The organism is Microbacterium mangrovi (assembly GCF_000802305.1).
Classification (GTDB): domain Bacteria; phylum Actinomycetota; class Actinomycetes; order Actinomycetales; family Microbacteriaceae; genus Microbacterium; species Microbacterium mangrovi.
In genome coordinates this window covers 1-26,301 of record NZ_JTDK01000008.1, presented here as the reverse complement: position 1 = coordinate 26,301, position 26,301 = coordinate 1, and the positions used below count along the sequence as shown (strand labels likewise).

The window sequence follows — 26,301 nt, the reverse complement described above, 5'->3', positions numbered from 1 at the left end:
GCTCGACAGCCATCAACGAAGGGATCGAACCCATGGCCACGGTCGTCGATGTCGTCCGGAGCCTCGTCGCCCCGCTCACGCGAACCCGCCTGTTCCGCCGCTTCGGCCCGACCCTGCTGCGGCCGCTCGAAGCGGCGGTCGCCTTCGTGTCCGGGGGCCGCGTGCAGGTGAGCGCCCTGCTCGTGCCGTCGCTCGTGCTGCACACGACCGGTGCGCGCAGCGGCGAGCCGCGGGACGTCCCTCTGATGTACACGCCCGACGGGCACGGCCGGGCGATCGTCGCCGGCACCGACTTCGCGGGGGAGAGGCATCCCGCGTGGACCTCGAACCTGCTCGCGCACCCGGATGCCGCGATCACCGTGCGCGGCCGGTGGATGCCGGTGCGGGCGGAGCGCATCGCCGACGAGGATCGGGATGCCGCCTGGGCGAGGATCGAGGCGCAATGGCCGGGGTATCGCGCGTACGAGCGCGACTCCGGACGCACCGTGCGACTGTTCCGGCTGCAGCCGGTGCGGGCGGTGGGTTGACCCACCGCCCGCTCGGTCGTCACTCCGCGATGAACGCGAGGATGTCGGCGATCAGCGCCTTCTGGTACTCGCCGGAGATGCCGTGCGGGGCGCCTTCGTAGACCTTCAGGGTGCCGTCCGCGACCAGGCCGATCGACTTCTCCGCGGCGGCCGCGATCGGGACGATCTGGTCGTCCGAGCCGTGCGCGAGCAGGATCGGCACGTCGAGCGAGGTCAGGTCGTCGGTGAAGTCGGTCTCGGAGAAGACCTTGACGCAGTCGTACGCGGCGGCGAGGCCGGCGAGCATCCCCTGACGCTGGAAGTCGTCGATGAGGCCCTGCGAGACGGCCGCGCCGTCGCGGTTGAAGCCGTAGAACGGCACCGCGAGGTCCTTGTAGAACTGCGAGCGGTCGGCGAGGACGCCCGCGCGGATGCCGTCGAACGCCTCGATCGGGGTGCCTTCCGGTTGGACTCGGACTTGACCATGATCGGCGGCACGGCACCGGCGGTCACGACCTTGCGCACGCGGCCCTTGCCGTGCTGCGCCGCGTAGCGGACGACTTCGCCGCCGCCGGTGGAGTGACCGATCACGACGAGCTCGGTGAGGTCCAGGTGCTCGATGAGCTCGGCGAGGTCACGCGCGTACGTGTCCATGTCGTGTCCGCGGTCGGTGTTGGCGGACCGGCCGTGACCGCGACGGTCGTGCGCGATGGCGCGGTAGCCGGCATCCGCGAGCAGCTTCGACTCGACGGCCCAGGCATCCGAGCTGAGCGGCCAGCCGTGGCTCAGCACGACCGGCTTGCCCGTGCCCCAGTCGGTGTAATAGATCTCAGTGCCGTCAGAGGTGGTGAACGTCGGCATGGCGGGCTCCTTGCGATCAACGGGCCGGCCCGCCGCCCCATTCGCCGGAGCCGTCACGGGCGACGGCGCCGGCCTCAAGCCTCCACGATCCGCGGCCGCCGCGCCCCGCTTCAACGGCCTCGCACCCCACGGATCAGGACGACTTCTCGAGGCTGGGTCCAGCACCGCGCCGACGCGCCGCAAATTGGATGGGAGGCAGGCATCCAGAAGGATGGAGGGATGCCTTCGACCCCCACCCCGCGGCGAATCGCGTTCCTGCTGTTCGACGGGGTGAAGAGCCTCGACTACGTCGGTCCTGCGGAGGTGTTCGTCGAGGCGAACCAGGCCGTGCACGGCTACGACGTCGTGATGCTCTCTCCCGACGGGCGAGACGTGTCCACGTCACTGGGCGGAACGGTCTCCGTGCAGGGTGCGGCGAGTGACGCGGGCGAGTTCGACACCGTGATCGTGCCGGGCAGTGAACTGCCGCCGTGTGACTTCGCACGCACGCCGCTGACGGATGCGGCCGCCGACCTCGTCTCGCGTTCCCGCCGCGTCGTCTCGGTCTGCAGCGGCGCATTCGTGCTGGCCGAGATCGGCGTGCTCGACGGCAGACGTGCCACGACGCACTGGAAGTTCGCGCCGGAGCTGGCCCGCCGCTACCCGCGGGTGCACGTCGAGCCGGACCTGATCTTCGTGCGCGACGGCGACGTGTCGACCTCGGCCGGTGTCGCTGCGGGCATCGATCTGGCCCTCGCTCTCGTCGAGGACGACCACGGTGCCGACGTCGCGCGGCACGTCGCCCAGCTGCTGCTGGTCTACCTGCAGCGCCCGGGCGGCCAATCGCAGTACTCGGTACCGCTTCGGGCTCGCGCGCGGCCTGCCTCGATCGTGCGCCGGGCCACCGACCTCGTCGACGCCGACCCGGCCCGTGCCTGGACCGTGCCCGACCTGGCCGCCCTGGTCGCGGTGAGTCCCCGCCACCTCACCCGGCGCTTCCGCGACGAACTCGGGCAGTCACCCGCCGGGTATGTCACCGCGGTGCGGTTCGACCTCGCCCGGGTGCACCTGGAGGCGGGCGCGAACGTGACCGAGACGGCTGCGCTGTCGGGGTACGGCAGCGCCGAAGCGCTGCGCCGGGTGTTCATCGCGCGCCTGGGCATCTCGCCGTCGCAGTACCAGCGGCGATTCCGGTCCGCGCTGAACCGGTGACCGCCGGGTCCGCTACAGCGTCTCCGGGATGGCCCGACCCGGGAAGAGCGTGCTGTACTGCTCCCGGTAGAGCCGGCGGCCCATGAGCCGGTACGCCATGCGGACGGGCAACGGGATGTCCTTGAAGAACTCCTCCCGCTCGCCGGGCGGGTTCGTCGCGAGGACCATCCCGAGGTAGGCGAGCATCACCTTCTTGTCGAACGAGTCGACGCCGTGGCTCGCGAGTTCGCCCAGCTCCTTCTCCGTCAGCACCTTCTCGACCGCCGGCGTGACCTCCGTCACCTCGCGGCGCAGGTGCACCTTGAGCACCGCCGACAGCGCCTCGTACCGCTGTGCGAGGTCCTCTCCGACGGCGGCATCCGCGGTCCGCGCCCACTCCTCCCGGACGGGCTCGATCGCATCGAGGTGCTGTTTGACCTCTTCGTGCTGCCGGATCATCTCCTGGGCGTGCAGCGCGCACGCGGGCGCGCGCTGCTCGAGCTTGGGATACATCAGGAGGTCTTCGCTCTCGTGATGCACATGGAGGAGCTTGTCGAAGTTCCCCAGGACCTCCGCGACATACGCCGAACGCTCCGTGTCGCCGTCGTCGGCCGAGCGTGCGAGCCCCGGAGCCTCGTCGTACACCCAGAGGAAGACCCGGTGGATGCGCTTCATGCCCGCCGAAGCCGGGCACAGGACCGGCCCGTCGGGAACCGGCGCCGCCGCCTCTCCGGGCAGCATCGTGAAGAAGTCGGACATTTCCCGCCCCCAGTGCGCTCACGTGTCGTTCTCTGGCGCCACCGTAGACCCTCCGGGGCCGGCCCCGCAATGGCCAGGCGGGTCTCCCGTAGGGTGGGCTCGTGGCGCCCCATCGTCCCAGCCTCGACCATCTGCGCACCTTCGTCACCGTGTACAGGACCGGATCGATCACGCGTGCTGCCGGGCTGCTCGGGATCTCCCAGGGCACCGCGTCCGCCCATGTGCACGCGCTGGAGGCATCCCTGGGCTACGCCCTGTTCCACCGGGACCGCGATGGCGTGACACCGACCGGGCGCGCGGTGGAACTCGCCCGCGAGGTCGCCGGGCATGTCGATGCGATCGAGGATGCCGCACTGCTGTCCGGGCCGGGCGCGACGCCCGTCCGGGCGGTGCGCGTCGGCGGGGCTGCGGAGATCATCTCCACCATGGTGGTTCCGCACTTCGCGGACCTCATCGAGGCCGTCGGCGCACCCGTGCTCCTCGAGTTCGGGCTCGCGGAGGATCTCCTGGACAGCCTCGTGAACGGCTCGCTCGACATCGTGGTGAGCGCTGTCCGTCCGCGGCGACGGGGGATCACCGCCGTGGCGCTGTACGACGAGGAGTTCGTGCTCGTGGCCTCGCCCGCATGGTCGGAGGTCGACCTCGACGACGTTCCCGTCGTCGGGTACGCGGACGACCTGCCGATCGTGCGCCGATACTGGCGCAGCGTGTTCGATCGTCCGCCCGAGGGCCTTCGACTCGCTGCGGTGATCCCCGACCTGCGCGCGATCCGGACCCTCCTTCTGGCCGGCCTCGGGATGTCGGTCCTGCCCGCCTACCTCGTCGCCGACGATCTCGACGAGGGCACCCTCGTGGCGCTCGACACCCCCGAGGTGGCGCCCCTGAACACCGTCTATCTCGCGACGCGCGGGAGGGAGGCCGAGAGCAGCGCGACCGTGGGTGCGACGGCCGCCGGCCTGCGGCGGCTCATCCGATGACCGACGTCCCCATCGATTCGCCGATGGATGCCTTCGACGATCAGATGGGGGTGCTCGGCGCTCGCCGATGAGAATCGAGTCCGTCGAAAGGACTCCTGATGTCGAACATCCTGATGGTCGTGACCGCGGCCGATTCCCTCACGCTCGCCGACGGCACGGACCACGCAACCGGGTACTGGGCCGAGGAACTCGTCGTCGCGCACCGCGACCTCACCCGCGCCGGCCACACGATCACGATCGCCACCCCGGGCGGCCGCATCCCGACCGTCGACCCCGGCTCGCTGTCGGCGGACATCGTCGGCGACACGGACAAGGTCGCCGACTTCCGGCGGTACCTCGACTCGATCGCGGGCGAGCTGGCCCATCCCCTCGCGTTGGATGCCGTCGCGGTGTCCGACTACGACGCGATCGTCCTGCCCGGCGGACACGGCCCGATGGCCGATCTCGCGTTCGACGCGGCCCTCGGCGGCATCCTCACGACGGCGGACGCCGCCGGCATCCTCATCGCGCCCTTCTGCCATGGCCCCGCGGGACTGCTCAGCGCCGTCGACGCCACCGGCGCGTTCGTCTTCGCCGGGCGCCGGCTGACGGTGTTCAGCGACGAGGAGGAGCTGACCGGCGGCCTCGGCGAGAACACGCCGTGGCTGGTCGCGAGCACCCTGCGCGAGCGGGGCGTCCTGGTCGAGGACGGGACTGCGTGGTCCGAGCACGTCGTCCGCGACGGAAACCTGATCAGCGGCCAGAACCCGCAGTCCAGCGATGCGGTCGCGACGGCCCTGATCGCGGCGCTTGCCGCCTGAAGCTCGCGCCACCGGGCATCGGGAACGCAACGCGTCCCGGATGCCGTTTCCGAGCGGCATCCGGGACGCGCGCCGACGCGGACGGAGTCGGGGCCGAAGCCCCTCCGCGTCGGAGTCTGTGCGTGCGGATCAGGCGGCGCGCATGCCGGTGGTGCGGTGCGCGCCGGCGGCGATCAGCAGCGCGACGCCCGCGGCGCCCAGCGCAAACCACAGGAGTCCGACGGCACCGGCGTCGTGCCCGGCCACCGCATAGCCGATCGGGGTCGCGCCGATCGCGATGAGCCCGCCCACGACCGCAGCGACGCGGCCGGGATCGCCCTGGGCGGTCAGGCGCACGACCTCGGCGCCGGCACCGAGGACCACCAGGATGCCGATCGCCATCACGACCGGTGCCCACGTCAGCATCGCGAAGGTGGCGCCGCCGGCGACGACGAGGGCCGCGGCGGTGCGCGGCATCCACCGGCGAAGGGCGATGCCGGCGATCAGGAGCGTCGACACCGTGAGGCCCTGGATGGTGCCCGCGAGATACGGCATGCCGGGTTCGAGCAGTTGTCCGATGCTCTGGGTGAGACCCCACGCGGCGAGCAGGGCGGCGCCGAACGCCCACCACCACCGGACGATGAGACGAGTTGCGATGTTCATGGATCTTGCCTTCTGTTCGGTCGGCAGACCCCGTGATGCCGCGCGTTGTTTGCGTACCCAGAGCAGGTCGGCCGGAGCGCCGAACACCGCTCGTCGCGCGATCGAGAGCGACACCGCCGATGGCGGGCGCCCGTTCGCGCGTGCGTCGGCCTGCTGCTCCCACAGATCGGAGTGGATCTCAGCACGCCGGCGCTCGGCCGCCTGCGTGCTCACCCCGCTCGTGTAGCAATCGACCCACGCGAGGACCATGCGCGCGGCGACACCCGTCGCCGCGGTCGTCCGGCGCCGTTGCGGGGCGAGCTGCCCGTTCACGGCGTCTCCCATGCCGCGCGCCCGAGCGGTGTGCCCGGGGCGGTGCGCATGCGATGCTCGGCCAGCGCCAGCTGCGTGGCGCCGGTCACCTCGTAGAGACGACGTCGGGGGCGGCCTTCGGCCACGGCCGTGTCGGCATCCTCCCACTCGCTGGCGAGGAGCCCTGCCGCCTCGAGCCGCCCGAGCGCCTTGTACAGCGTTCCGTGCGACGTGAGGGTCGAGGTCTCCTGCCCGTCGGCGATCACCTTGGCGATGCCGAACCCGTGGAACCGCCGCTCGCCGCTGCGGTCCAGCCGCAGCGCGGCATCGAGGATCTCCGCCTCGAGGGGGAGCAGGGCCCCGGGTCGCCGTCTCATGTCCCCATTCTCGGCAGATATCTTCCCATTGTCAATAGGAAGATATGGCGGATGTCAGGACCAGCCTTTCCGGCGACCTGTCAAGGCCCTCGGCGGGACCCGGCGCCCGCCCTATCGTCGGGAGACCGAGCACGGCCGACACGAAGGAGGGAACACGTGAATCCCAAGCAGACGGCCCACGAACCGCACGACCAAGAACAGCAGCTGAACCCCGGCAGCGGCCCGGCGACCACCCACGCGGAGTGGGGCGCCGGAGATCCGCACCTGATCGTCACCCGCGAGGGTCTCCACCAGGACTTCCCGCTGACGGAGGATGTCGCGCGGATCGGATCAGGAGGCGACAGCGATCTGCGGCTCGACGGCCTCGACGTGCTGCACGCCGAGATCGTCCACGACGAGGACGACGAATACGTGCTGGTGCTGCACGGCCCGGCCGACGAGACCAGCGGGTCTCCCACCGGCGAGGTGTCGGTCCACGCCGAGGGCCAGATTCTGCGGACCGGTGCGCAGTTCGTGCTCGGCCCGTGGCGGTTCGTCTTCATGCGCGCCGAGTTCGCCGACCACGGCCGTCCGCACGGCGGCCGGGAGGGCGGCGAGGGGACTGTCCAGCCGCTGCAGCCGCCGCGACCCGACTACTCCGGGCACGTGGACTCCGATCGACCGCCGCACGGGCACGGGAAGGCCGGGGCATCCCCGCTTCCGGGTCCGCGTCAGGCCGACGGCTCGGCCGACTACCGCGCCCAGGGCGATCTCGACGAGACCGACCCGGACTCCGGGCTCCCCGACCCGTCCGAGCGCGGGCTGCGCTGAGCGAGCCACCCCGTAGACGGGGACCGATGCGCAGGGCATCCTCGAATCACGCACGCCCGATCCGGGCGCGTCACGACGACAGGAGCCGCCCATGCTCGATGCCCGCATCACCGCGACCATCCGCCGCTCGTCGTGAACGGGCTGGCCGGAAAGACCGCGATCGTCACGGGCGCGAGCCGCGGAATCGGCTTCGCCGTCGCGGAGCGCCTCGTCGCCGAGGGTGCGAACGTCGTCATCACCGCGCGCGGTGAACAAGCCCTGACGGATGCCGCGTCCGCCCTCGGCGCCCGGGCGCGGTCCGTCGCGGGCAAGGCCGACGACCCGGCCCACCAGGACGAGACGATCCGCATCGCGATCGAGGAGTTCGGCAGCGCCGACCTGCTGGTCAACAACGCCGGCATCAACCCGGCCTACGGCCCGCTCCTCGAGCTCGACCCGGGCGCCGCGCGCAGGATCCTGGAGGTCAACGTCATCGCGGCACTCACGTGGGTGCAGAAGGCGGAGGCCGCCTGGATGCGGGACCACGGCGGCTCGATCGTGAACATCGCGTCTGTCGCCGCGGTCCGCGCCGCGCCGATGATCGCCATGTACGGGGTGAGCAAGGCCGCCCTCGTGCACCTCACCGAGGAGCTGGCGGTCGAGCTCGGCCCGGGCATCCGCGTCAACGCGGTCGCCCCGGCCGTGGTGAAGACGAACTTCGCACGGGCGCTCTACGAGGGCCGCGAGGCCGAGGTCGCGCAGGCGTATCCGCTGGGGCGCCTCGGCGTTCCGGACGACGTCGGCAGCGTCGTCGCGTTCCTGCTCTCGGACGACGCCGGCTGGATCACCGGCCAGACGCTCGTCATCGACGGCGGCGCCACCCTCGGGACCGGCGAGTCCCTGGGGACGAGCCGGTGAGCGACCCCGTTCCCGGGCTCGATCCCGAGCGGCTCGGATCCTGGCTTCACGCGACGATTCCGGATGCCGGCCCGGAGGTGACGGCGACCCTCATCGTCGGCGGCAAATCGAACCTCACCTACGACGTCACCGACGGCTCGCACCGGTGGATCGTGCGCCGGCCGCCCCTCGGCCACGTGCTGGCGACCGCCCACGACATGGCGCGCGAGTACCGGGTCATGTCGGCGCTCGCCGGCAGCACCGTGCCGGTGCCGCGGATGATCGCGTTCTGCGCGGACGCCGACGTGATCGGGGCGCCGTTCACCGTCATGGAGCGGGTCGTGGGCACCGCGTTCACGCGGGCCGCGCAGCTCGCGTCGCTCGGAGCAGACCGTACGCGCGCCGTCTCCGAGCGCGTGGTCGACACGCTCGCCGACCTCCACGAGGTCGTGCCGGGAGACGTCGGCCTCGGCGACTTCGGTCGCCCCGACGGGTTCCTCGTCCGTCAGGTCGAGCGATGGAAGAAGCAGCTGGATGCCTCGCACTCGCGCGAGCTGCCGGCGGCCGACGAGCTGTACCGACGCCTCGCCGCGGACGTGCCGGCCGACGGCGCCGCGGGCATCGTGCACGGCGACTTCCGCCTCGACAACGTGCTCATCGACGCGCAGGATCGCCCGGCGGCGGTGATCGACTGGGAGATGGCGACCCTCGGCGACCCGCTCACCGACCTCGCCCTGATGCTCGTCTACGACCGCCTGGCCCGGGCCGGCGGGGCGATCGTCGCCGACGCGAACCTCGCGCCGGGGTTCCTCTCCGAATCCGAGAGCATCGACCGGTACGAGGCGCGCAGCTCCCGCGACCTGTCGAGGTTCGGCTTCTACCTCGCCCTGGCATCCTTCAAGCTCGCCGGCATCGTGGAGGGCATCCACTACCGATCGGTGCACGGCCAGACCGTGGGTGACGGCTTCGCCCGCATCGGCGAGCTCACGGAGCCCGTGCTGCAGAGCGGCCTGGACGCGCTGGACTGAAGGCAGAGGACGGAGAACGCATGGACTTCCAGTACGACGCGCGCACCCTCGAGGTCCGCGAGGCCCTGCTCGAGTTCACCCGCACCCGCATCGAGCCCGCCGAGCCGACGTTCCGTCGACAGCTGGACGAGCTCGAGGACCGCTGGGCGTGGGACTCGGTGCCCGTGCTGCAGGAGCTGCGGGCCGAGGCGAAGGCCCGCGGGCTGTGGAACCTCTTCCTTCCCGGGGAGGACGGCGCGGGGCTCACGAACCTGCAGTACGCCCCGCTCGCGGAGATCACCGGCCGCCTGCTCCAGCTCGCCCCGGCCGTGTTCAACTGCGCCGCCCCCGACACCGGCAACATGGAGGTGCTGAACGAGTTCGGCACGGACGAGCAGAAGGAACGGTGGCTGCGACCGCTGCTGGCCGGCGACATCCGCTCGTCGTTCGCGATGACCGAACCTGCGGTCGCCTCGTCAGATGCCACGAACATCGAGACCTCCATCGTCCGCGACGGCGACGACTACGTGATCAACGGTCGCAAGTGGTTCATCACCGGCGCGATGAACCCCAACGCGCGGGTCTTCATCGTCATGGGCCAGACGGATCCGGACGCCGAGCGGCACCGCCGCCAATCGCAGATCCTCGTGCCGCGCGAGACGCCGGGCGTGCGCATCGTGCGCGCCATGCGGGTGTTCGGCTACGACGACCACGAACACGGCGGGCATGCCGAAGTGGTCTTCGAGGACGTGCGGGTGCCGGCATCCCACCTCATCGCCGGGGAGGGGATGGGGTTCGCCATCGCCCAGGCGCGGCTGGGGCCCGGGCGCATCCACCACTGCATGCGCGCCATCGGCCTGGCCGAGCGGGCCATCGAGCTGATGTGCGAACGCGCAGACTCCCGCGTCACTTTCGGCCGCGCCCTCGCGGAGCAGGGGACGGTCCGGGAGCGGATCGCCGAGGCCCGCGTGCAGGTGGAGCAGCTGCGCCTGCTCGTGCTGAAGACGGCCTGGCTGATGGACACCGTCGGCAACCGCGGCGCGCACACCGAGATCCAGGCCATCAAGATCGCGACGCCGCGGGTCGTGCAGGGGATCCTGGACGACGCCGTGCAGCTGTTCGGCGCCGGCGGGGTGTCGCAGGACTTCCCGCTGGCCGAAGGCTACGCGGCCATCCGCACCCTGCGCCTGGCCGACGGACCCGACGAGGTCCACCTCGACTCCCTGGCGCGCGCCGAGCTGCGCCGCCAGGCCCGCGCCCGGGAGGAACGAGCATGACCATCGACCAGGACGAGCTGCGCATCCGGGTGCGCGACTTCCTCGCCGCGCACGATCCGACCTCGACGGCCCGCCTCGACTACCTGCGCGCCCGCTACGACGCGGGGCTCGCCTGGATCTCCTTCCCCGAAGGGCACGGCGGCCTGGGCCTGACGCGCGACTGGCAGGCCGAGGTCGACGAGGCGTTCGCGGCCGCCGGGGCGCCCGGCAACGACCCGGAGCACCGCAACGGCATCGGGCTCGGCATGGCGGCGCCGACGATCCTCGCCTTCGGGACTCCGGAGCAGAAGGAGCGCTTCCTCCGTCCGCTGTGGACGGGTGAGGACATCTGGTGCCAGCTGTTCAGCGAGCCCGGCGCCGGGTCCGATCTCGCCAACGTGTCGACGCGGGCGGTGCGCGACGGCGACGACTGGGTGGTGAACGGCCAGAAGGTGTGGACCTCGGTCGCGCACCTCGCCCGGTTCGCGATCCTCGTCGCGCGCACCGATCCCGCCGTCCCCAAGCATCAGGGCCTCTCCTACTTCGTCGTCGACATGACCGCCCCGGGCGTTGACGTGCGGCCGCTGCGGCAGATCACCGGGGAGGCCGAGTTCAACGAGGTGTTCCTCACCGACGTGCGCATCCCGGATGCGAACCGGCTGGGCGACGTCGGGCAGGGCTGGATTGTGGCTATGACGACCCTCGGCAACGAGCGCGTCGCGATCGGCGGCCTGTTCGTCGGACGCGAGGCGGGGATGATCGGCCTGGCCGCGCGGGCCTGGCGCGAGCATCCGGAGCTGCGCACGCCCGAGCTGCACGACCGGCTCCTGCGGCTGTGGGTCACGAGCGAAGCGGCGCGCCTGGCCGGTCAGCGCCTCCGGCAGAAGCTCGCCGCCGGGCGCCCCGGGCCCGAGGGTGCGGCGTTGAAGCTGGTGTTCGCGGACCTCAACCAGCAGTTGTCCGGGCTCGAGCTGGAGCTGCTCGGGGCGGACGGCCTGCGGTACGAGGACTGGACGATGGTGCGCCCCGACGGCGTCGACTTCGGCGGGCGGGACGCCGGCTACCGATACCTGCGCGCGAAGGGCAACTCGATCGAGGGCGGCACGTCCGAGATCCTCCGCGGCATCATCGCCGAGCGGATCCTTGGTCTGCCGGCCGAACCGCGCGTCGACAAGGACGTCCCGTGGAAGGACCTGGAGAAGTGAGCGAAGCGAACCTGCTCTACACCGAGCTCGAGGACGACCTGCGTTCTCCCGTGCGCGACCTTCTGGCAGAGCGGTGCCGCCCGGCCGCGGTGATCGCCGTGGCCGACTGCGATCGCAGCCTCGTCGGTCCGCTGTGGGCGGCGCTCGGCGGCGATCTCGGGCTGGCGGGCCTCCTGGTGCCCGAGGAGTTCGGGGGTGCCGGGGCATCTGCCCGCGAGGCCGCGGTGGTGCTGGAAGAACTCGGCCGGGCGGTCGCACCCGTGCCGTTCCTCACGAGTTCCGTCGTGGCGACCACGGCCCTCGTCGCCTCCGGGGACGAACTGCTCGGCGACCTCGCGGCGGGGCGCACGACGGCCGCGCTCGCGGTGCCGTTCTCCCTGGCCCCCGGCGGCGCGCTGCCCGGGGTGACCGAGCGGGACGACCGGCTCACCGGTTCGGTGCGCAGCGTCGCCGGCGCGATCGACGCGGACGTGCTGCTTGTCGCCGTGCCTCGGACGGAGGGGACCGCGGCGCTGTACGCGGTCTCGGCGTCGGATGCCGGCATCCGGCCCGTGACGTCGCTCGACATGACCCGGCAGGTCGCGGACGTCGCCTTCGACGCGACTCCGGCCCGGCTGGTGCAGGAGGATGCCGCGGCCGCCGTCGCCGGAGCGCTCGATGCGGGCGCGGCGCTGCTGGCGTCCGAGCAGCTCGGGGTCGCGCAGTGGTGCCTGGAGACGACCGTCGCGTACCTCAAGGTGCGTCGTCAGTTCGGTCGGGTGGTCGGCGGATTCCAGGCGCTCAAGCATCGCCTCGCGAACCTGTACACCGACCTCGAGCTGGCGGCGTCCGCCGCCCGGTACGCCGCGGCGACCCTGGCAGACGACGATCCGGATGCCGCCGTGGCGGCGAGTGTCGCGCAGTCCTTCGTCAGCGACGTCGCGGTGCGCGCCGCCGAGGAGGCGGTGCAGCTGCACGGCGGAATGGGCATGACGTGGGAGCATCCCACCCACCTCTTCCTGAAGCGGGCCAAGGCCGACCAGATCGGTCTCGGAACGCCGGGCGCACACCGCGCTCGGCTGGCGGACCTGGTCGACGTGCCGCTCTGACGGCCGGCGCGGGCCGGACGTCAGCCGGCGAAGACCGCCGCCACGACGAGCAGCACCGGGATGGCCGCGATCGTGGTGACCAGCACCACGTCGCGGGCGACATCCACCGCCTGCTCGAACCGGGCCGCGAAGTTGTAGACGTTCTGGGCGGTGGGAAGCGCGGCCAGCGCGACCATGGCGAACAGCTCGTGGCCGTGGACACCGAGCACGACGTGCGCCACGACGAACGCGATCGCGGGCATCACCACGGACTTGACGACCACGGCGACGATGATGTCGGTGCGGCTGCTCCGGGTTCGCAGCGGGCGGGCGCCGTGCAGCGACATCCCGAACGCGAGGAGGACCATCGGAACGGCCGCGCCGCCGAGCAGGACGAACGGCTCGTAGACCGCCGAGGGCAGCTGCCAGCCCGCGAGGTCCACGATGATGCCGGCGGCGGAGGCGAGGATCATCGGGTTGCGCAGCGGCTGGGTGAGGATGGTGCGGATCGATGCCTGGCCGCGCGACGTGACGTCGAGCACGGTGAGGGCCACGGGGGCGAAGAAGATCAGCTGGAACAGCAGCACGGGGACCGCGAACGACGCGCTGCCGAGCACGTAGACGGCCACGGGCAGCCCGATGTTGTTGGCGTTGACGTAGCTCGCGCCGAGCGCCCCGATCGCGGTGGTGGTGGCCGGCTTCGGGAACGCGATCCGCGAGGCGAGCACGAAGATGCCGGCCGCGACCGCCGCGGACACCCCCGCGACGACCAGATGGGCGGAGAAGACGATCTTCAGGTCGGCGTGCGCGAGGGTGACGAACAGCAGTGCCGGTGTGGCGATGAAGAACGCCAGGCGGTTGAGCACGTTCGCCGCGTTCGCGCCGCCGACCTGGAAGCGTCCGGCGAGGTAGCCGACGAGGATCACGAAGGAGATGATCCCGAATCCCGTCAGCACACCACCCACGGGGAACCAAACTACCCGGCTAGAGTTCGGGGCATGGAGGGGTTCGAACCCGACCTCGCCGGCTTCAGCGGGGTGCTGAGCGTTCGCCGCGGCGACGACGTGCTGGGAGAGTGGGCGATGGGGCTCGCCGATCGCACGGCGGGCGCGCCGAACACTCCCGAGACGCGGTTCGGTCTCGCGAGCGGCACGAAGACATTCACGGCGCTCACGATCCTGTCCCTCGCTGAGGAGGGACTCCTCGCCCTCGGCACCACCGCTCGCGGCATCCTCGGCCCCGACCTCCCGTCGATCGCCGACGACGTCACCGTCGACCACCTGCTCACCCACACGTCCGGCATCGGCGACTACCTCGATGAAGAACTCGACGACCTGGCCCCGCTGTCGGTGCCGGCGCAGTCGCTCGACTCGACCGGCGCCTATCTGCCGATGCTCGACGGCTTCCCGACGAAGTTCCCGGCGGGGGAGCGCTTCTCGTACTGCAACAGCGGATACGTCGTGCTCGCCGTCATCGCCGAGCGGGTCGGCGGGGCATCCTTCGCGGAACTCGTCGCGCGACGGGTGTTCATGCCCGCCGGGATGACGGAGTCGGGATTCCCGCGGTCGGACCGCCTGCCGCCGGGCACCGCGACCGGCTACCTCGAAGACGGCCGTACGAACGTCTTCGAGCTTCCGGTGGTCGGATCCGGCGACGGCGGCGCCCACTCCACCGTCCGCGACCTGCACCGGTTCTGGCGGGCGCTGGATGCCGGGGTGATCCTGTCCCGGCAGTGGCGGGCGCTGGCGACGGAGCCCACCGTGGCGGACACCGGCGACGGCCGCGGGCACGGGCGGGGGATCTGGACCGACGACGCCCACCTCGTCCTGTCGGGGTCGGACCACGGCGTCTCCGCCATCAGCCGCCACGACCCCGCGACCGGGATCACCGTGACCGCGCTCGCCAACATCGCGGCACCGGTGCTGGCGCGCACCCGGGCCGCCATGGACGCTGCCCTCCGCATGGCGGGGACGGCGAGGTAGCGGCAACCAGCGGCAGACCCGGCTGATCGTCGCTTAAGGCCTGTCTGCTCGGGCTTCCAGATCAATGAACGCGTCATCGGTACGAGTGATGCCATGACGCTCGGCATAGAACTCAATCTCCGATGAAGATTGTCATTCCCCCGTCAGTCGCCCGCCACGGAACGGGAAAGGGGGTCAGCAGCACACCGTTCTCATACTCGGGCCACTCTTGAGCTTGGTACGCCTCCGCGTCTTCAGGGTTGTCGAACACTCCCAAAATGTTGTTGTCAGGGCCGCTGTCGTGATAAACGATCCACACCTTCTCCACCGACAGAACCGTAGCGGGTAACCATCGAAGCGGGTGAGTCGGCTTCCTCCGGAACGATCTGCTGGATGCAGCTTGCACCCACGAAGCCAGCACGATGACCCAGAAACCGCTTGCTGGTCCACGAGCTACCCGGCATCGCATGCGGCACAGTCAGAACCCCGCGGCTTCCTCTCCGTCCGCAGGTTCGAAGCGGACGGCGCCCGCTCCATTTCGAGTGCCGGGACGCGCGCACGCGCTCATGCCCGGCGGCCGGTCGACGTACGTGCGGCGGGTCGGGCCGGTGAACACCAGAACGCCTCCTTCGATCTGCTCCACCGTCCAATCCGTGTGATGTTTCACGATGTGGTGGCCCGTGCAGAAGTGCGCGAGATTCCACAGCGCGGTCGGACCGCCGTCGCGATGTCGGAGGTTGTGATCGAGGTCGCAGCTCGCGGCCGGGCGCCGGCATCCCGGAAACCGGCAACGCTGGTCGCGTGCCTTGAGCAGGTCGCGCTGCGCCCTCGTCGGTTTGTACCGGTCGACAGCCACCGGCGTGCCGGTCACCGGGTCGGTGAAGACGCGGGTCCAGATCGGTGCGTCACCGGCCAGGCGTTTCGCCGTCGTTTCGTCGATCGGCCCGTGACCGGGAATGATCGCCCCACTGTGCGTGGTGCCGGCGAGCGTGGTCGCGGGAATCGTGACCACAACCGTCGCGCGAATCCGGGCAAGCTCGTCGCGCTCGTCGTCGGTGCGCCCGGGAACGGCCGGGGCTCCGGTCAGCAGCGTGTCGATGACCACATCGGCACGGACCTGCTCGAGCGTGCGCTCATCCACCACGGTGCCCTCATCGACCGCCCCTCCCGCCGGGGGCGTGGTTCGTTCGGGTGTCGTCGCGGCCGCACCCGCACCCATGGCCGCGTCGGCGTCGGCGTCCGGGGCTTCGTCGTTCCACTGCTGGATCCGACGAGCCTGCTGCGTCGCACGATCGTAGATGCCGTGGATCTCCGCCGTGGGTCCGTCGAGAGTCAACCGAGCCAGGCCGGGCGCGAGGTCGAACACCCGAAGGCATCTCTGCGAAACCGCATCCGTCACCTGCTCTTCGACCTGTTCGGGCACCAGCGCGGACACGACCGCGGTGAGGATGCCCCGCAGACGCGGTGGCGTCTCGCCCGCCGCGGCGGCGACGCCGATCGCCGCGTACTCGTCGCGCGTCGCGTCGTCGACATCGGCGGACTCGAGGACCGCCCCGGCCTCGCAGATCACGTCGGCGTGGCCGGGATCGATCTCAGCGGAGATGAGCGCCGCATGCACCGCAGGAAACACCGACACGACCTGTCGTGCCCGCGACATCCGGGCCTGCACGACCCGCTCGCTGACCCGCAGGGTCGCCGCGACATCGGCGACCACCTCGCGTTCGGCGAGCCACACCTTCCGACTGCTCCGGTCGCTGACCGCGGCACGCTCCTCGCGGCGGGCGGACACCACCGGGATCAGTGCGGCGAACCGTTCGAGCTGTCGTGCATAGGTTCGAGCCGCGTCGCGTCGACCGGCATCCAATTCGTCGATCACGCGACTCAATCGCGCCAGTGCGGGAGTCAGCGGAACCCGACCGTTGGCGTGAGGTGAATGAGGCGCAGACATGCGAAATCCTTTGAGAGATCTACGCTTCCCGCCACCTTCATCTTCTCAAGGGGAAGCAACTGCTGCGAATCAACGCCCACAGTCACTCTATCGAAGATATTGACGAAACTCAAGCCTCTGTTCGCGGCGTGCATCCGCACATCGTCGGGTGCGCCCTCTCACCCTCTCGACGCCCGGCGGCGAAGGGTCCACACTGAGGGATGCCGACCCTTTCGGCCGGTCTGGGCATCGTCGCCCCGAGGAGGAGTCATGATCGTCACCCCACCCGCCCCCGACGAGGTCGACGGGCACGCCGCCGACATGTACGCCGGCGACCTCGCCTCCGACGGCTTCGTGTTCGGATACACCCGGGCGATGGCCATCAACCCGGAGGCGCACGCGGCGTTCGAGGCGCTGGTGCGCACGATCGTCCCCTCGATCGGGGTGCGCGTGTACGAACTCGCGACCCTCGGCGCGGCGCGCGCCATCCAGTCGCAACACTGCCTGCTCGCGCACGGCCGCAAGACGCTGCGCGCCGACCTGATGGACGAGGACCAGCTCGCCCGCCTCGGCCGCGACTACCGCGACGCGGATCTGGATGCCGCGGACGTCGCGGTGATGGCCTACGCCGAGAAGATGTCGACGGATGCCGCCGCGATGACGGATGCCGACTCCCAGGCGCTCCGCGACGTCGGCTTCACCGATCGCCAGATCGTCGACATCACCCTCGCCGCGGGGGTGCGCAACTACTTCAGCCGGTCGCTGCTCGCGCTCGCCGTTCCGGTGGATGCCGTGCCCGGCATCGAGGGCGACCTTCGCGACGCGCTCCTCAGCCCCTGCTGAGCGTTCCTTCTCAATTCCCGTCGACCGGGACCGACGTCGCCGGGGGCGGCTTGGGCGGGAGCAGGTCGTGGAGAAGCGTCGTGGCGACCGGGGCGAGCATGCTCGTCAGCACCGCGGTCAGCACGGTCAGGGCCGCCCCGGATGACCACAGTGTGAGCCGGTTGACGTTGTACAGGTCCCCGAGCTGGTCGAGCCCGCGGCCGGCGGTGCGCAGCGATCTGAGATCGAACCAGACTCCGAGCGAGATGAAGACGGCGAGAAGCTGCACGAGCCGCAGGAGGAGTGCGCTGCGCATCGATCCGCTGTCGTTGAACGGGATGAGGATGAACACCGACTCGGTGATGGCGAGGACGATGAGCAGCCGGACGGCCTTCTCCATGCCGCCCGCGCCCCGCAGCATCGGGAACAGCAGGCCGAAGGCGAAGCCGTAGAGCGGGAAGCGGAACACGAAGACGATGTCGATCAGCCCGGACAGCATCCGGACGCCGTCGTTCCGGCTGAGCTGGTCCAGGGTGCTGGTGAAGTAGGGAAGCGCCAGCGGAAAGGCGACGATCAGGCCGACGAGAGTGCCCTGCCAGGCGCGCTGCCAGGCATCGGCCGTGCCGCCCCAGCCGAGTCCGAGCTCGCGCTTGGCCCGCAGCTGAGAAGGCAGGAGACCGCTGCCGCCCGGCGGAGCCTCATCCACGGTGGCGTCGGCGGACGCGACTTTCCGGCGAACTGCGTTGGCGTAGTCTCGCGTCAGTCTGCGGCGGCTCGCCGTATCGACGAAGTTCGATGAGTCGCGTGCGATCGACGCGGGATCGCCCGTGAGCGTCCCGTCCCATGTCCACCTCCGGTAGGCGATCCACAGGAAGAGGGGGACGCCGACCAGGAGGGCGAGGGGGACGCCGGCCGGAAGCGCCTGCCAGCGGAGGAAGACGACGCCACCGATGATCGCGCCCGCGAACCAGACCCAGGGACGCGGCGCCCTTCCGGCGGAGATCGCCCCCGCGGTGATCAGCACAGTCAGGGCGATGCCGGTGACGGTCTCCAGGATGTAGCCCAGGGTGACGGCGTCGAACGCAGCGCCGCCGAGGTCCTGGAAATTGCGTGGCAGGAGAGCGAGAAGCGCGGCGGCACCCACTGCGCCGGCGATCGCGGCGGCCCTCCATCCGGGACCGCCGGGATCGACGGCTCGAACGACGTATCGCGTGAGCAACGAAAGCAGCGCCGCCCCGATGAACGCCACCAGGATCTTCTCCGCGACCTGCGGGAAGGTGCCGCCGATCTGGGCTGCCCCCGCGATGAGGCCGCTCGCGCCGGAGGCGATCCCGCCCCACACCCGGTATCGCGCGCGGAACACGGTGAGAAGCCCGATGCAGACGGCAGCCCACACCACGGCCGTGATGCCGAAAACCCATCGTGCGCCGCCGAGCCGTCCGACGTCGTCGGTCGCCGGCTCAAGCGGATACAGGAGGGAGATGCCGCCGACGACGGCGATCGCGGACAGGACGATCAGTGCAGCGATCAGGCCGGGCAGCCATCGGACACTCGGCGCGTCGTCGCTTTGGGGGACCCACAGCCCCCAGGCGATCACGACGAGGAGGGCCGTGGCCGCGGCGATGGGGGAGCCGGCCCAGAACCCGATCGCGGGCTGCAGCGGCACCGTCGCCCAGTACACCGCCGAGTCGATCCAGCTGATTCCCTCGACGAGCAGGAACAGGGCGAGGGCGACGATGATCCGGCCCGACCGGTCCCACTCGATCGGTCGCGGGCGCTGCGCCGGCCACGCACCGCGGCCCCGCCAGCGGCGCAGGGCAAGCCAGAACGCGGACCACGGGAGGATCACGAGGACCGATCGAATGAGCCAGATCCCGAACGAACCGAGTTGCGCTCCGAACGAGTAGTCGGATGCGGACGTCGGCGGTCGGGCGGCGCTCGCGAGGGTGACCTCGAGCAGGTCGCCGCCGGAGTCGGCTGCCTGCTCGACGGTCAAGGAGGACTTCGTCTGCACCGCCACGCCGTGGACCGGAGAGACCGCCGAGATCGACCAGTCCGAGGTGTGCAGGGAGAGCGTGCTGTTCCGCGGGAGAGAGAAGGTGAGCCGGGTCGGGGTCGACAGGGAGGACTTCGGCGTCGTGAGGTTGGCGCTGATCTGCGCGAGTCCGGAATCCGGACCCACGGATGTCGTCACCGGTCCCCACGACGTCGGCACGTATTGGCCGGACGCGTTGACGTCGACGGTGCCGAAGATCTCCTCCGGAGGGATGCCGGCCGCGGCGAAGCTGCCGTTCTCGACCAGCCCGACCAGTGGATCGGTGCGGGGCAGCGTCAGGATGTAGGTCGCCACGACCCTGCCGCCGACATGTGCGTCGACGGCCAATGTGCCGTCGGCGGAGTCGGCGATCGAGGACTCCAACTCCGAGTGCCGCGGCCTCTGCAGCGCCGTGCCGCTCTGCAGCTCGGCAAGACTGCTCGTGATGACGAAGCTCGCGCCGACCGCGAGCGCCAGCAGGAAGAGGATGGCGGTGACCCGCCGCCCGACATGAACGGGCGCCGGCGCATCCTTCTTCTTCGTCATCACGGCACGGGGCTGCGCCGAGTCACGGTGATCTTCAGCTGCGCCTTGGCCCCAAAGATCGGCAGCGCCTTCGCCAGAGCGGGCAACTCGATCACGCCATCATCGCCCAGCAGGTGGTCCATCTGCGGTTTCGCGCTGATCGACCCCGCGATCTCGCTGTTCCATCCCCACCACACGCCGAACGGTGCCCCGGGGGCGGAGGAACCGACATCCACGATGAGCACGTCGCTCCAGTCGCCGACCTGCTCGAGGTTGTCGGTGAAGTCGAACGCGCCGGTGGCCTTGGTCGCGACCTGGTACACCTTCAGGCTCAGGGCGTACCGCGACAGCGTCTCCACCGCCGACATCGAGGCGAGCCCGAGGATGCCGGCATCCGGTGCTCCGTCGTCCGCGGCCGTCGGGGAGTCTCCGGCGGCGGTCACCGTCGTCGCGGGGAGGTCCACCGGCGGCTCCTTCTTGAACAGGAACGTGCTGACCAGGGGGACGGGCGTGTCCGGCGAATCCCCGATCCCCTTGCCGAGCGCGAGCTCCTTGCTGAGCTGGATCGGGTTGTCGTGCGCGGCCGACTGCTGGGTTATGAGCACGGACAGGCCCCGCACGGCGAGGCTGAGGTCCGCCTGCCACGCGACATCCCCGTCCTGCGCTCCCGGATCCTCCGCCGCGAGCCCGACCAGCCCCACGTCGACCTGCCAGTCGGCGAACAGGAAGCGCTGGAGGTTCTGGTATCCCTCCTCGGAGTTCACCTCGCCGTACCGGCCCGAGTGCGACTTGTACGCGAACGCGCGGTGCGCGTTCTTCACGTACGCATTGCCGATCCGCACGAGTCCGTCGCTCTGCGGGCCGACGATGTACTTGGTGGCGTCGTAGTCCTTGTAGTCCGTACCGATCAGGCAGAACACGTCGTTCACGTCGAGCACGTCGGCGGGGATCACGCGGGGGTCCCACGCGGCCGGATCCGGGGGCAGGTCGCCCCACTTCTTGCCCGGCGTGAGGTACCCGTACATCTTCGGCGGCGAGAAGATGTCTCCGCCGGCCGGCCCGAAGGTGTCCATCGCCCAGTTCAGCACGCCCCCGGTGAACTCGATCCCGCCGTGCGGGGTGGCGTAGGTGAAGAACCGGGCGACCAGGTCCTTCGCGGCCTTGCCCTTCTGCGGGCAGATCTTCTGCATCATGCACCGGGCGACGAGGCCTCCCATGGAGTGGGCCACGATGTTGACCCTGTCCGCGCCCTCGGTCTTGTCGATGACCGCGACCACCAGGTCGTAGAGCTCGGCCGCCGCCCGCTCGATGTCGAACCCGTCGGCGGTGAAGTGATCGTGGATGCCCGAGATGAGGCGCTGGAACACGTTCTCATGATGGGCGGCGTCGTCGGGGTTCCACGTCGTGGATGCCGCGTCGTAGAAACGGCTGATCCAGATGGATTTCGGGTCGAGGGTGTCCGGTGCCGCCTCGGCGAGGAACTCCGTCTGGCTGCCGTGCACGGGCACCGTGTAGCCCTGCTCCGAGATGAGCCGCAGCATCGGGCCCTCGAACTGATAGAACCGCGGGTTGCCGTCGCCGTTGACCCGGGAGTGCGTCGCGCCGAGGTTGAACCCGTAGAACGGGTCGTCGACCGAGGTGTCGATCGTGCTCGTCGGCCCCGCGTACCCGCGGCAGTAGACGATCGGCAGAGCGTTCATGGCGTCCCCCATTTCCCCAGTGCGGACGGCATCCGATCGCCTCCCCAGGCGCCCCAGGACGGATGCTCCGCGCGGCCCAGGATACGCGCGAGCGACGCCGCGCGGAATAGGGCTCCGCGCCGGGCCGATCCGTCACGATGGGCGGGTTCAACGGTGCGCTCACACCGCGGCCGGCTGCACGCGGCGTCCGGTCTCGTGGGCCTCGGCCGCCGCCGCGTACAGCTCATGGGTCCGGGCGGCCTCGGCGGGGGTCGCCGTACCGAACCGGTCGCCCAGGGCGCCGGCGCGCTCGGCGAGGAACGCGGCCCACATCTGCAGGATGGCGTCCGAGAAGCCGGCCTCGAAGATGCCGCCGGTGACGGTCGGCCACACCGACTGGCTGCCCGCCTCCACCGCCTGCCAGGACTGCTCGCGCCCGGTGCCGGGCACGTCGACGAGCCCGAAGACCTCGTAGCGCTTGGGGTTCGCGGTGGAGAACCGCACGCCGCCGTCCATGCCGATCACCTCGAAGACCCAGGTGTTCTTGCAGCCGGGCGCGATGCGCTTGGTCTCGACCGTCAGCGGAAAGCCGCCCGCGGCATCCGGAACCCAGCCGTGCACGGTCGCGTTCTCCCACGTGTCGCAGACGACCGGATCGCCGTCCGGCCCGGGACGCGTCGGCACCAGGTCCTGCAGCACGGCGGTCAGCGTCTCCGGCTCCCACCCGAGTCGCAGCGGGACGTGCCAGGCATGCAGCCCGAGGTCGTTCATGACGCCCGCCTGCCCGCAGAACTTCGCCTGGCGCTTCCAGTTGACGGGCTTCCCCGGATCAAGGTCGCTGGAGTGCAGGAAGGCGCTGCGCACCTCGATGATGCGTCCGGGCGCCCCCGAGCGCACGTAGTCGATCGCGCGCTGCGCGGCGGGGAAGAACGGCATCTCGCTGGAGCACCGCACGAAGCTCTCCGGGTGTTCGGCGAGGGTCGACAGGATCGCCTTCGCCGCGGCCCGGTCGATGCCGAACGGCTTCTCGGCGAGCAGGTCCTTGCCGGCCCGGATCACGTCGGTGTAGATCTGCTCGTGCAGATCGTGGCGCACGGCGACGTACACGACGTCGACGTCGGGGTTCGCGAGCAGGTCGTGGTAGTCGGTAGTCGTCTGCGTGACCGACTCGATCTGGTCGAACCACTCCAGCGCCGCCGGGTCGATGTCGCACACCGCGCGCAGGCGGGGACGCACCGGGTGGTCGATCAGAGCCGGCCAGCGCTGGATCGCGGCCGCGATCTCGCGGCCCATGAGTCCTCCGCCGACGATCGCGACGCCGACCTCGCGGGCGCTCATCGGGCGTCCTCGGAGACGAGGGCGAGCGCGGCATCCACCGACAGGCCGTCGTGCAGGATCCCCATCAGCGCCGCGGTGATCCCGGCGGGGTTCTCGTGCTGGACGACGTTTCGTCCGTAGACGATTCCGGATGCCCCGGCATCCAGCACGCGTGCCGTCCGCTCCAGCAGGGTGCGGTCGTCGACGCGGCCGCCGCCGCGCACGAGCACGGGGACGCCGTCGGCGACCTCGATCACCCGGTGATACTGCGCGATGTCGTCGCACGGGTCGGCCTTGATGAGGTCGGCGCCGAGCTCGGCGGCCTGCCGCACCAGCGCGACGATCTTGTCGAGGTCGCCGTCGACCATGTAGCCACCGCCGGCGGCGGCGTTGTCCTGCATCACGAGCGGCTCGATCATGAGCGGCATCCCGAAGCGCGTTGCCTCGCGACGCAGCTCCATGATCGAGAGGATGTTCGCCTCGCGGATCTCAGGACGCCCGGGCAGCTGCATGAGGTTCGCGCAGACGGCGACGGCATCCAGCCGCACGGCCTCCTCGATCGCGTGCGGCAGGTGGTGGCTGAAGATGTGCTCGTCGAGCGGATTGCCGTAGACGTTCGCGACATCCGTTCGCATCACGAGGGCCGGCTTGTGGCGGCCGGGACGGGACTGCAGCTTGGCAGCCTGGCCCATCGTCAGCTGGACGGCGTCGGGGTTCGCTTCGACGAGCACGTCGAGCACGTGCGACATCCGCTCGATGCCGCCGAGGAAGCTCGGCTCACCGAAGAACCCGTGGTCGACGGCGACGTCGAGTGCCCGGCCGGAGGCCGGATTGAAGAGTCGGTTGAGGCGGAAGGATGCCACGGAAACCGTTCCTTTCGAGACGGCTCCCGACAGGTTCGGGAGCGCTGCTGCGAGTCATGCTAGCCATCGTCGTGCCCGGCGGACAGCCCCTTGTGACACCGGTGACATGCCCCCTATTATGGCCCCATGTCACCGGCGACCCCGCAGCGCATCCCGCCCGCTCCCGTGCAGCACTTCTACCGCGGCGGCGACCGCATCGCGGCCCTGCGCGGAGCCACGGTGACAAGCGACCACCAGCCCGAGGAGTGGCTGGCCTCCACCACCCACCGGTTCGGCGAGCCCGGCGTCGGCCTGTCGCGCACCGAGGACGGGACGCTGCTGCGCGACCTGGTGGCCGCCGATCCCGAGGCCTGGGTCGGAACGGCGGATGCCGCCGCCGGCGACGTGGGCGTGCTGGTGAAGCTGCTGGATGCCCGGCAGCGCCTCCCCGTCCACGTGCACCCGGACCGCCCGTTCGCGACCGCGCACCTGGACTGCCCGTACGGCAAGACCGAGGCGTGGTTCGTGCTCGACACCGAACCGGGCAGCGCGTTCCACCTCGGGTGGCGGCAGCCGGTCGACCGCGACGAGCTCGACCGTCGTCGTGACGCGCAGGACGGCGAGTGGATGCTCGACCACATGAACCGCATCGAGGCCGAGCCGGGCATGGGCGTCGTGGTGCCGGCCGGCACCGTGCACGCCATCGACGGCGGCATCTTCGTCGCCGAGGTGCAGGAGCCCACCGACTTCTCGATCCTGCTCGAGTGGTCGGTGACCACGTCGACCCGCGAGGAATCGCACCTCGACCTGGGGTTCGACGCCGTGATGCCGGCCGTCTCGACCGAGGCGTTCGGTGCCGAGCTGCTGGCGCAGGTCGTCACCCGCTCCGGTGGTCCGACGACACGCGTCGAGCGGGTGCTGTCCGCCGTCGCGGACCCGTTCTTCCGGCTGCGGCAGACGGCGGCGACCGCGTCTGCGGCGTCCGACCCCGTCGAGGCGGGGTTCGGCGTGGTGCTCGTGGCCGACGGCGCGGGACGCCTCGTGGGCCGCGGCGGGGACGTCGCCGTCAGCCGAGGCGAGGTGTACGCGGTGCCGCACGACTTCGGCGCTTGGCACGTCGAGGGGGATGCCGGCATCCTCGTCGCCGGCCCCGGCGTCGGCTGGCCGGCCGGGGTCGGGCGATGACCGAGTACGTCGCCGGGATCGACGTCGGGTCCACGAGCGTCAAGGTGCTCGCGGCACGCCTCGACGGCACCGGGGTCGCGGTCGCGAGCCGGCGCACGCCGTGGACCGACCTCGACGGCGGACGCGCCGAGTTCGCCGCCGAGACCCTCATCGACCTGGTCATCGCGCTGACGCATGAACTCGACGCGACGCTCGCCGCCCGCGGGCCGTACCGCATCGTCGCGGCGGGCACGTCGGGCATGGCCGAGGCCGGGGTCGTCCTCGACCCGGCGGGCGCGGCGAAGGCCCCGGTCATGGCATGGTTCGACCCCCGCGGAGCAGACGAGATGGCCGCGACCGGCGAGGAGTTCCGCGCCGCCTTCCCCGGGACCACGGGGCTTCCCGTGGGGCCGATGGCCTCGTTCTCGAAACTGCGGCACCTGCAGGCGCGCGGCATCGACCTGACGGATGCCACCTTCCTCAATCTGCCGGAGTTCATCGCGCACCGCCTCGGCGCGCCGCGCGTCGCCGAGAGCTCTCTCGTCTCCCGCACGGGACTCATCGACCAGGACACCGGCGAGCCGTGGGCGGCGGCACTGCAGCAGCTCGGACGCGAGGATGCCGGCATCCTCGGCGCCCGCGTCGACGCTGGACGACCCATCGGCACCATCACCGCCGACCGCGTGCCCGCTCCGTTCCGCGGCGCGGTGCTGACGATCGCCGGCCACGACCACCTCGTCTCGGCGGCCGCCGCGGGGGCCACCCGCGGTCACCAGCTGTACGACTCGATCGGCACCGCCGAGGCCCTCGTGCAGCTGAGCGCCGAGCCGCTGACCTTCGCCGCCCGCGAGCGGCTCGCCGCGGCCGGCATCACCACCGGCCGCTACCCGCTGCCGGGGCTGCACGCACTGCTGGCGGGTACCAAGGCCGGTCTGCTCATGCGCCGGATGCTGCAGCTGGTCGGGGTGACCGACGCCGCCGGCCGCGAGCGCCTCGACGCCGCCGTGATGGCCCTGTCCACCGGCGGCAACCTCGTCGACGACGCGCTCGAGGTGCGCGGCGGCGAGAATCGCGACGGTGTGCTGCGGATTACGGCGCGCAGCGACAACCTGTCGCCCGCCGAGCTGTTCATCGCCGCGCTGCAGCACGGCAACGACCTGTGCGAGGAGCTCCTCGCCGTCATGCACCGCGAGGTGCCGGCGCCGACCTCCACCGTCCTGACCGGGGGATGGGCGTCGATGCGCAGCGTCGTCCGTGCCCGCGCCGAGATCCTCCCCGACATCCGCCTCGACACTGTCGAGGAGGGCACCGCCTTCGGTGCCGCCGCCTTCGCGCTGTGGGCGCACCGCGAGGGCGCGTCGTTCGACGACGCCACCGCCGAGTTCCTCTCGCACACCGATTGATCGGAGTTTCGATGCCGTTGTC

25 protein-coding genes and 1 pseudogene are annotated in these 26,301 nt (G+C 71.0%); 14 read left to right on the top strand and 12 right to left on the bottom strand.

From position 1 onward, the window contains the following. The first annotated feature begins 32 nt into the window (after positions 1–32). A complete protein-coding gene (locus tag LK09_RS09650) occupies positions 33–527 on the top strand; it encodes a nitroreductase family deazaflavin-dependent oxidoreductase (RefSeq protein WP_039398725.1) in 495 nt (164 codons plus the stop codon). 19 nt (positions 528–546) lie between these two features. On the opposite strand, the gene LK09_RS22180 is transcribed toward LK09_RS09650, so the two are convergent. Both LK09_RS22180 and LK09_RS22175 read right to left on the bottom strand, forming a co-directional pair. Next, positions 547–888, bottom strand: a complete 342-nt coding sequence (locus LK09_RS22180) for an alpha/beta fold hydrolase (protein ID WP_331454268.1) — start codon at positions 886–888, stop codon at positions 547–549. An 80-nt stretch (positions 889–968) separates the two neighbouring features. After that, positions 969–1,367, bottom strand: a pseudogene (locus tag LK09_RS22175) (alpha/beta fold hydrolase); the annotation flags it as partial. 219 nt (positions 1,368–1,586) lie between these two features. Between LK09_RS22175 and LK09_RS09640 the strand changes: the two are divergent. Further along, positions 1,587–2,558 (top strand): GlxA family transcriptional regulator, encoded by a 972-nt coding sequence (locus tag LK09_RS09640; protein ID WP_039398723.1) that lies wholly within the window; start codon positions 1,587–1,589, stop codon positions 2,556–2,558. 12 nt (positions 2,559–2,570) lie between these two features. Here LK09_RS09640 and LK09_RS09635 read toward each other — a convergent pair whose 3' ends face one another. After that, the gene (locus LK09_RS09635) at positions 2,571–3,296 is read right to left on the bottom strand and encodes a hemerythrin domain-containing protein (RefSeq protein ID WP_039398721.1); all 726 of its coding nucleotides are present in this window, start codon (positions 3,294–3,296) and stop codon (positions 2,571–2,573) included. Positions 3,297–3,397: 101 nt separating this feature from the next. Here LK09_RS09635 and LK09_RS09630 point away from each other — a divergent pair, with 101 nt between their 5' ends. Together LK09_RS09630 and LK09_RS09625 are read left to right on the top strand one after the other, a co-directional pair. Continuing rightward, positions 3,398–4,273, top strand: a complete 876-nt coding sequence (locus tag LK09_RS09630) for a LysR family transcriptional regulator (RefSeq protein WP_039398719.1) — start codon at positions 3,398–3,400, stop codon at positions 4,271–4,273. A 98-nt stretch (positions 4,274–4,371) separates the two neighbouring features. Further along, positions 4,372–5,073, top strand: coding sequence for a type 1 glutamine amidotransferase domain-containing protein (locus LK09_RS09625; protein WP_039398717.1), 702 nt, complete (start codon positions 4,372–4,374; stop codon positions 5,071–5,073). A 129-nt stretch (positions 5,074–5,202) separates the two neighbouring features. Here LK09_RS09625 and LK09_RS09620 read toward each other — a convergent pair whose 3' ends face one another. Together LK09_RS09620 and LK09_RS20730 are read right to left on the bottom strand one after the other, a co-directional pair. After that, entirely contained in the window at positions 5,203–6,039 is an 837-nt protein-coding gene (locus LK09_RS09620) for a hypothetical protein (protein ID WP_039398715.1), read from the bottom strand. Next, positions 6,024–6,383 (bottom strand): PadR family transcriptional regulator, encoded by a 360-nt coding sequence (locus LK09_RS20730; RefSeq protein ID WP_052226629.1) that lies wholly within the window; start codon positions 6,381–6,383, stop codon positions 6,024–6,026. The genes LK09_RS09620 and LK09_RS20730 overlap by 16 nt, the downstream gene beginning before the upstream one ends. Positions 6,384–6,539: 156 nt before the next feature. Between LK09_RS20730 and LK09_RS09610 the strand changes: the two genes are divergently transcribed. The 6 genes from LK09_RS09610 (at position 6,540) to LK09_RS09585 (ending at position 12,625) form a co-directional block, all read left to right on the top strand. Continuing rightward, positions 6,540–7,193, top strand: a complete 654-nt coding sequence (locus tag LK09_RS09610) for an FHA domain-containing protein (protein ID WP_197061014.1) — start codon at positions 6,540–6,542, stop codon at positions 7,191–7,193. A 132-nt stretch (positions 7,194–7,325) separates the two neighbouring features. Further along, positions 7,326–8,090 carry an SDR family oxidoreductase gene (locus tag LK09_RS09605; protein WP_039398713.1) on the top strand — a complete coding sequence of 255 codons (765 nt, stop codon included), beginning with the start codon at positions 7,326–7,328 and terminating at the stop codon, positions 8,088–8,090. Then, the gene (locus LK09_RS09600) at positions 8,087–9,097 is read left to right on the top strand and encodes a phosphotransferase family protein (RefSeq protein WP_039398711.1); all 1,011 of its coding nucleotides are present in this window, start codon (positions 8,087–8,089) and stop codon (positions 9,095–9,097) included. Before LK09_RS09605 ends, LK09_RS09600 begins: the two co-directional genes overlap by 4 nt. A gap of 20 nt (positions 9,098–9,117) precedes the next feature. Beyond that, positions 9,118–10,353 carry an acyl-CoA dehydrogenase family protein gene (locus LK09_RS09595; protein ID WP_039398708.1) on the top strand — a complete coding sequence of 412 codons (1,236 nt, stop codon included), beginning with the start codon at positions 9,118–9,120 and terminating at the stop codon, positions 10,351–10,353. Then, the gene (locus LK09_RS09590; RefSeq protein ID WP_039398707.1) at positions 10,350–11,537 is read left to right on the top strand and encodes an acyl-CoA dehydrogenase family protein; all 1,188 of its coding nucleotides are present in this window, start codon (positions 10,350–10,352) and stop codon (positions 11,535–11,537) included. Before LK09_RS09595 ends, LK09_RS09590 begins: the two co-directional genes overlap by 4 nt. Then, a complete protein-coding gene (locus LK09_RS09585; protein WP_039398705.1) occupies positions 11,534–12,625 on the top strand; it encodes an acyl-CoA dehydrogenase family protein in 1,092 nt (363 codons plus the stop codon). Before LK09_RS09590 ends, LK09_RS09585 begins: the two co-directional genes overlap by 4 nt. Before the next feature lie 20 nt (positions 12,626–12,645). Here the strand turns inward: LK09_RS09585 and LK09_RS09580 are convergent, their stop codons facing one another. Further along, on the bottom strand, positions 12,646–13,569 hold the full coding sequence (locus LK09_RS09580) for an AEC family transporter (RefSeq protein ID WP_039398703.1): 924 nt from the start codon (positions 13,567–13,569) through the stop codon (positions 12,646–12,648). A gap of 33 nt (positions 13,570–13,602) precedes the next feature. On the opposite strand from LK09_RS09580, the gene LK09_RS09575 reads away from it, so the two are divergent. Further along, entirely contained in the window at positions 13,603–14,586 is a 984-nt protein-coding gene (locus LK09_RS09575) for a serine hydrolase domain-containing protein (RefSeq protein ID WP_052226628.1), read from the top strand. 112 nt (positions 14,587–14,698) lie between these two features. On the opposite strand, the gene LK09_RS21445 is transcribed toward LK09_RS09575, so the two are convergent. Then, the gene (locus LK09_RS21445) at positions 14,699–14,893 is read right to left on the bottom strand and encodes a hypothetical protein (protein ID WP_156138711.1); all 195 of its coding nucleotides are present in this window, start codon (positions 14,891–14,893) and stop codon (positions 14,699–14,701) included. A gap of 150 nt (positions 14,894–15,043) precedes the next feature. After that, entirely contained in the window at positions 15,044–16,513 is a 1,470-nt protein-coding gene (locus LK09_RS09570; protein WP_082008173.1) for an HNH endonuclease signature motif containing protein, read from the bottom strand. A 249-nt stretch (positions 16,514–16,762) separates the two neighbouring features. On the opposite strand from LK09_RS09570, the gene LK09_RS09560 reads away from it, so the two are divergent. After that, positions 16,763–17,335: a carboxymuconolactone decarboxylase family protein gene (locus LK09_RS09560; protein ID WP_039398699.1), complete on the top strand. Its 573-nt coding sequence runs from the start codon at positions 16,763–16,765 to the stop codon at positions 17,333–17,335. Between the two features lie 10 nt (positions 17,336–17,345). On the opposite strand, the gene LK09_RS09555 is transcribed toward LK09_RS09560, so the two are convergent. The 4 genes from LK09_RS09555 to LK09_RS09540 all read right to left on the bottom strand — a co-directional run bounded on the left by LK09_RS09555 (position 17,346) and on the right by LK09_RS09540 (position 23,733). After that, positions 17,346–19,895, bottom strand: coding sequence for a hypothetical protein (locus LK09_RS09555; protein WP_039398697.1), 2,550 nt, complete (start codon positions 19,893–19,895; stop codon positions 17,346–17,348). Next, on the bottom strand, positions 19,895–21,574 hold the full coding sequence (locus tag LK09_RS09550; RefSeq protein ID WP_197061013.1) for an esterase/lipase family protein: 1,680 nt from the start codon (positions 21,572–21,574) through the stop codon (positions 19,895–19,897). The genes LK09_RS09555 and LK09_RS09550 overlap by 1 nt, the downstream gene beginning before the upstream one ends. 159 nt (positions 21,575–21,733) lie before the next feature. Then, positions 21,734–22,891, bottom strand: a complete 1,158-nt coding sequence (locus LK09_RS09545) for a Gfo/Idh/MocA family protein (protein ID WP_039398695.1) — start codon at positions 22,889–22,891, stop codon at positions 21,734–21,736. Beyond that, positions 22,888–23,733, bottom strand: coding sequence for a class I fructose-bisphosphate aldolase (locus LK09_RS09540; protein ID WP_039398692.1), 846 nt, complete (start codon positions 23,731–23,733; stop codon positions 22,888–22,890). The genes LK09_RS09545 and LK09_RS09540 overlap by 4 nt, the downstream gene beginning before the upstream one ends. Positions 23,734–23,859: 126 nt before the next feature. Between LK09_RS09540 and LK09_RS09535 the strand changes: the two genes are divergently transcribed. After that, entirely contained in the window at positions 23,860–24,897 is a 1,038-nt protein-coding gene (locus LK09_RS09535) for a class I mannose-6-phosphate isomerase (RefSeq protein ID WP_039398691.1), read from the top strand. After that, positions 24,894–26,279, top strand: coding sequence for an FGGY family carbohydrate kinase (locus LK09_RS09530; protein ID WP_039398689.1), 1,386 nt, complete (start codon positions 24,894–24,896; stop codon positions 26,277–26,279). Before LK09_RS09535 ends, LK09_RS09530 begins: the two co-directional genes overlap by 4 nt. Positions 26,280–26,301: the final 22 nt, after the last annotated feature.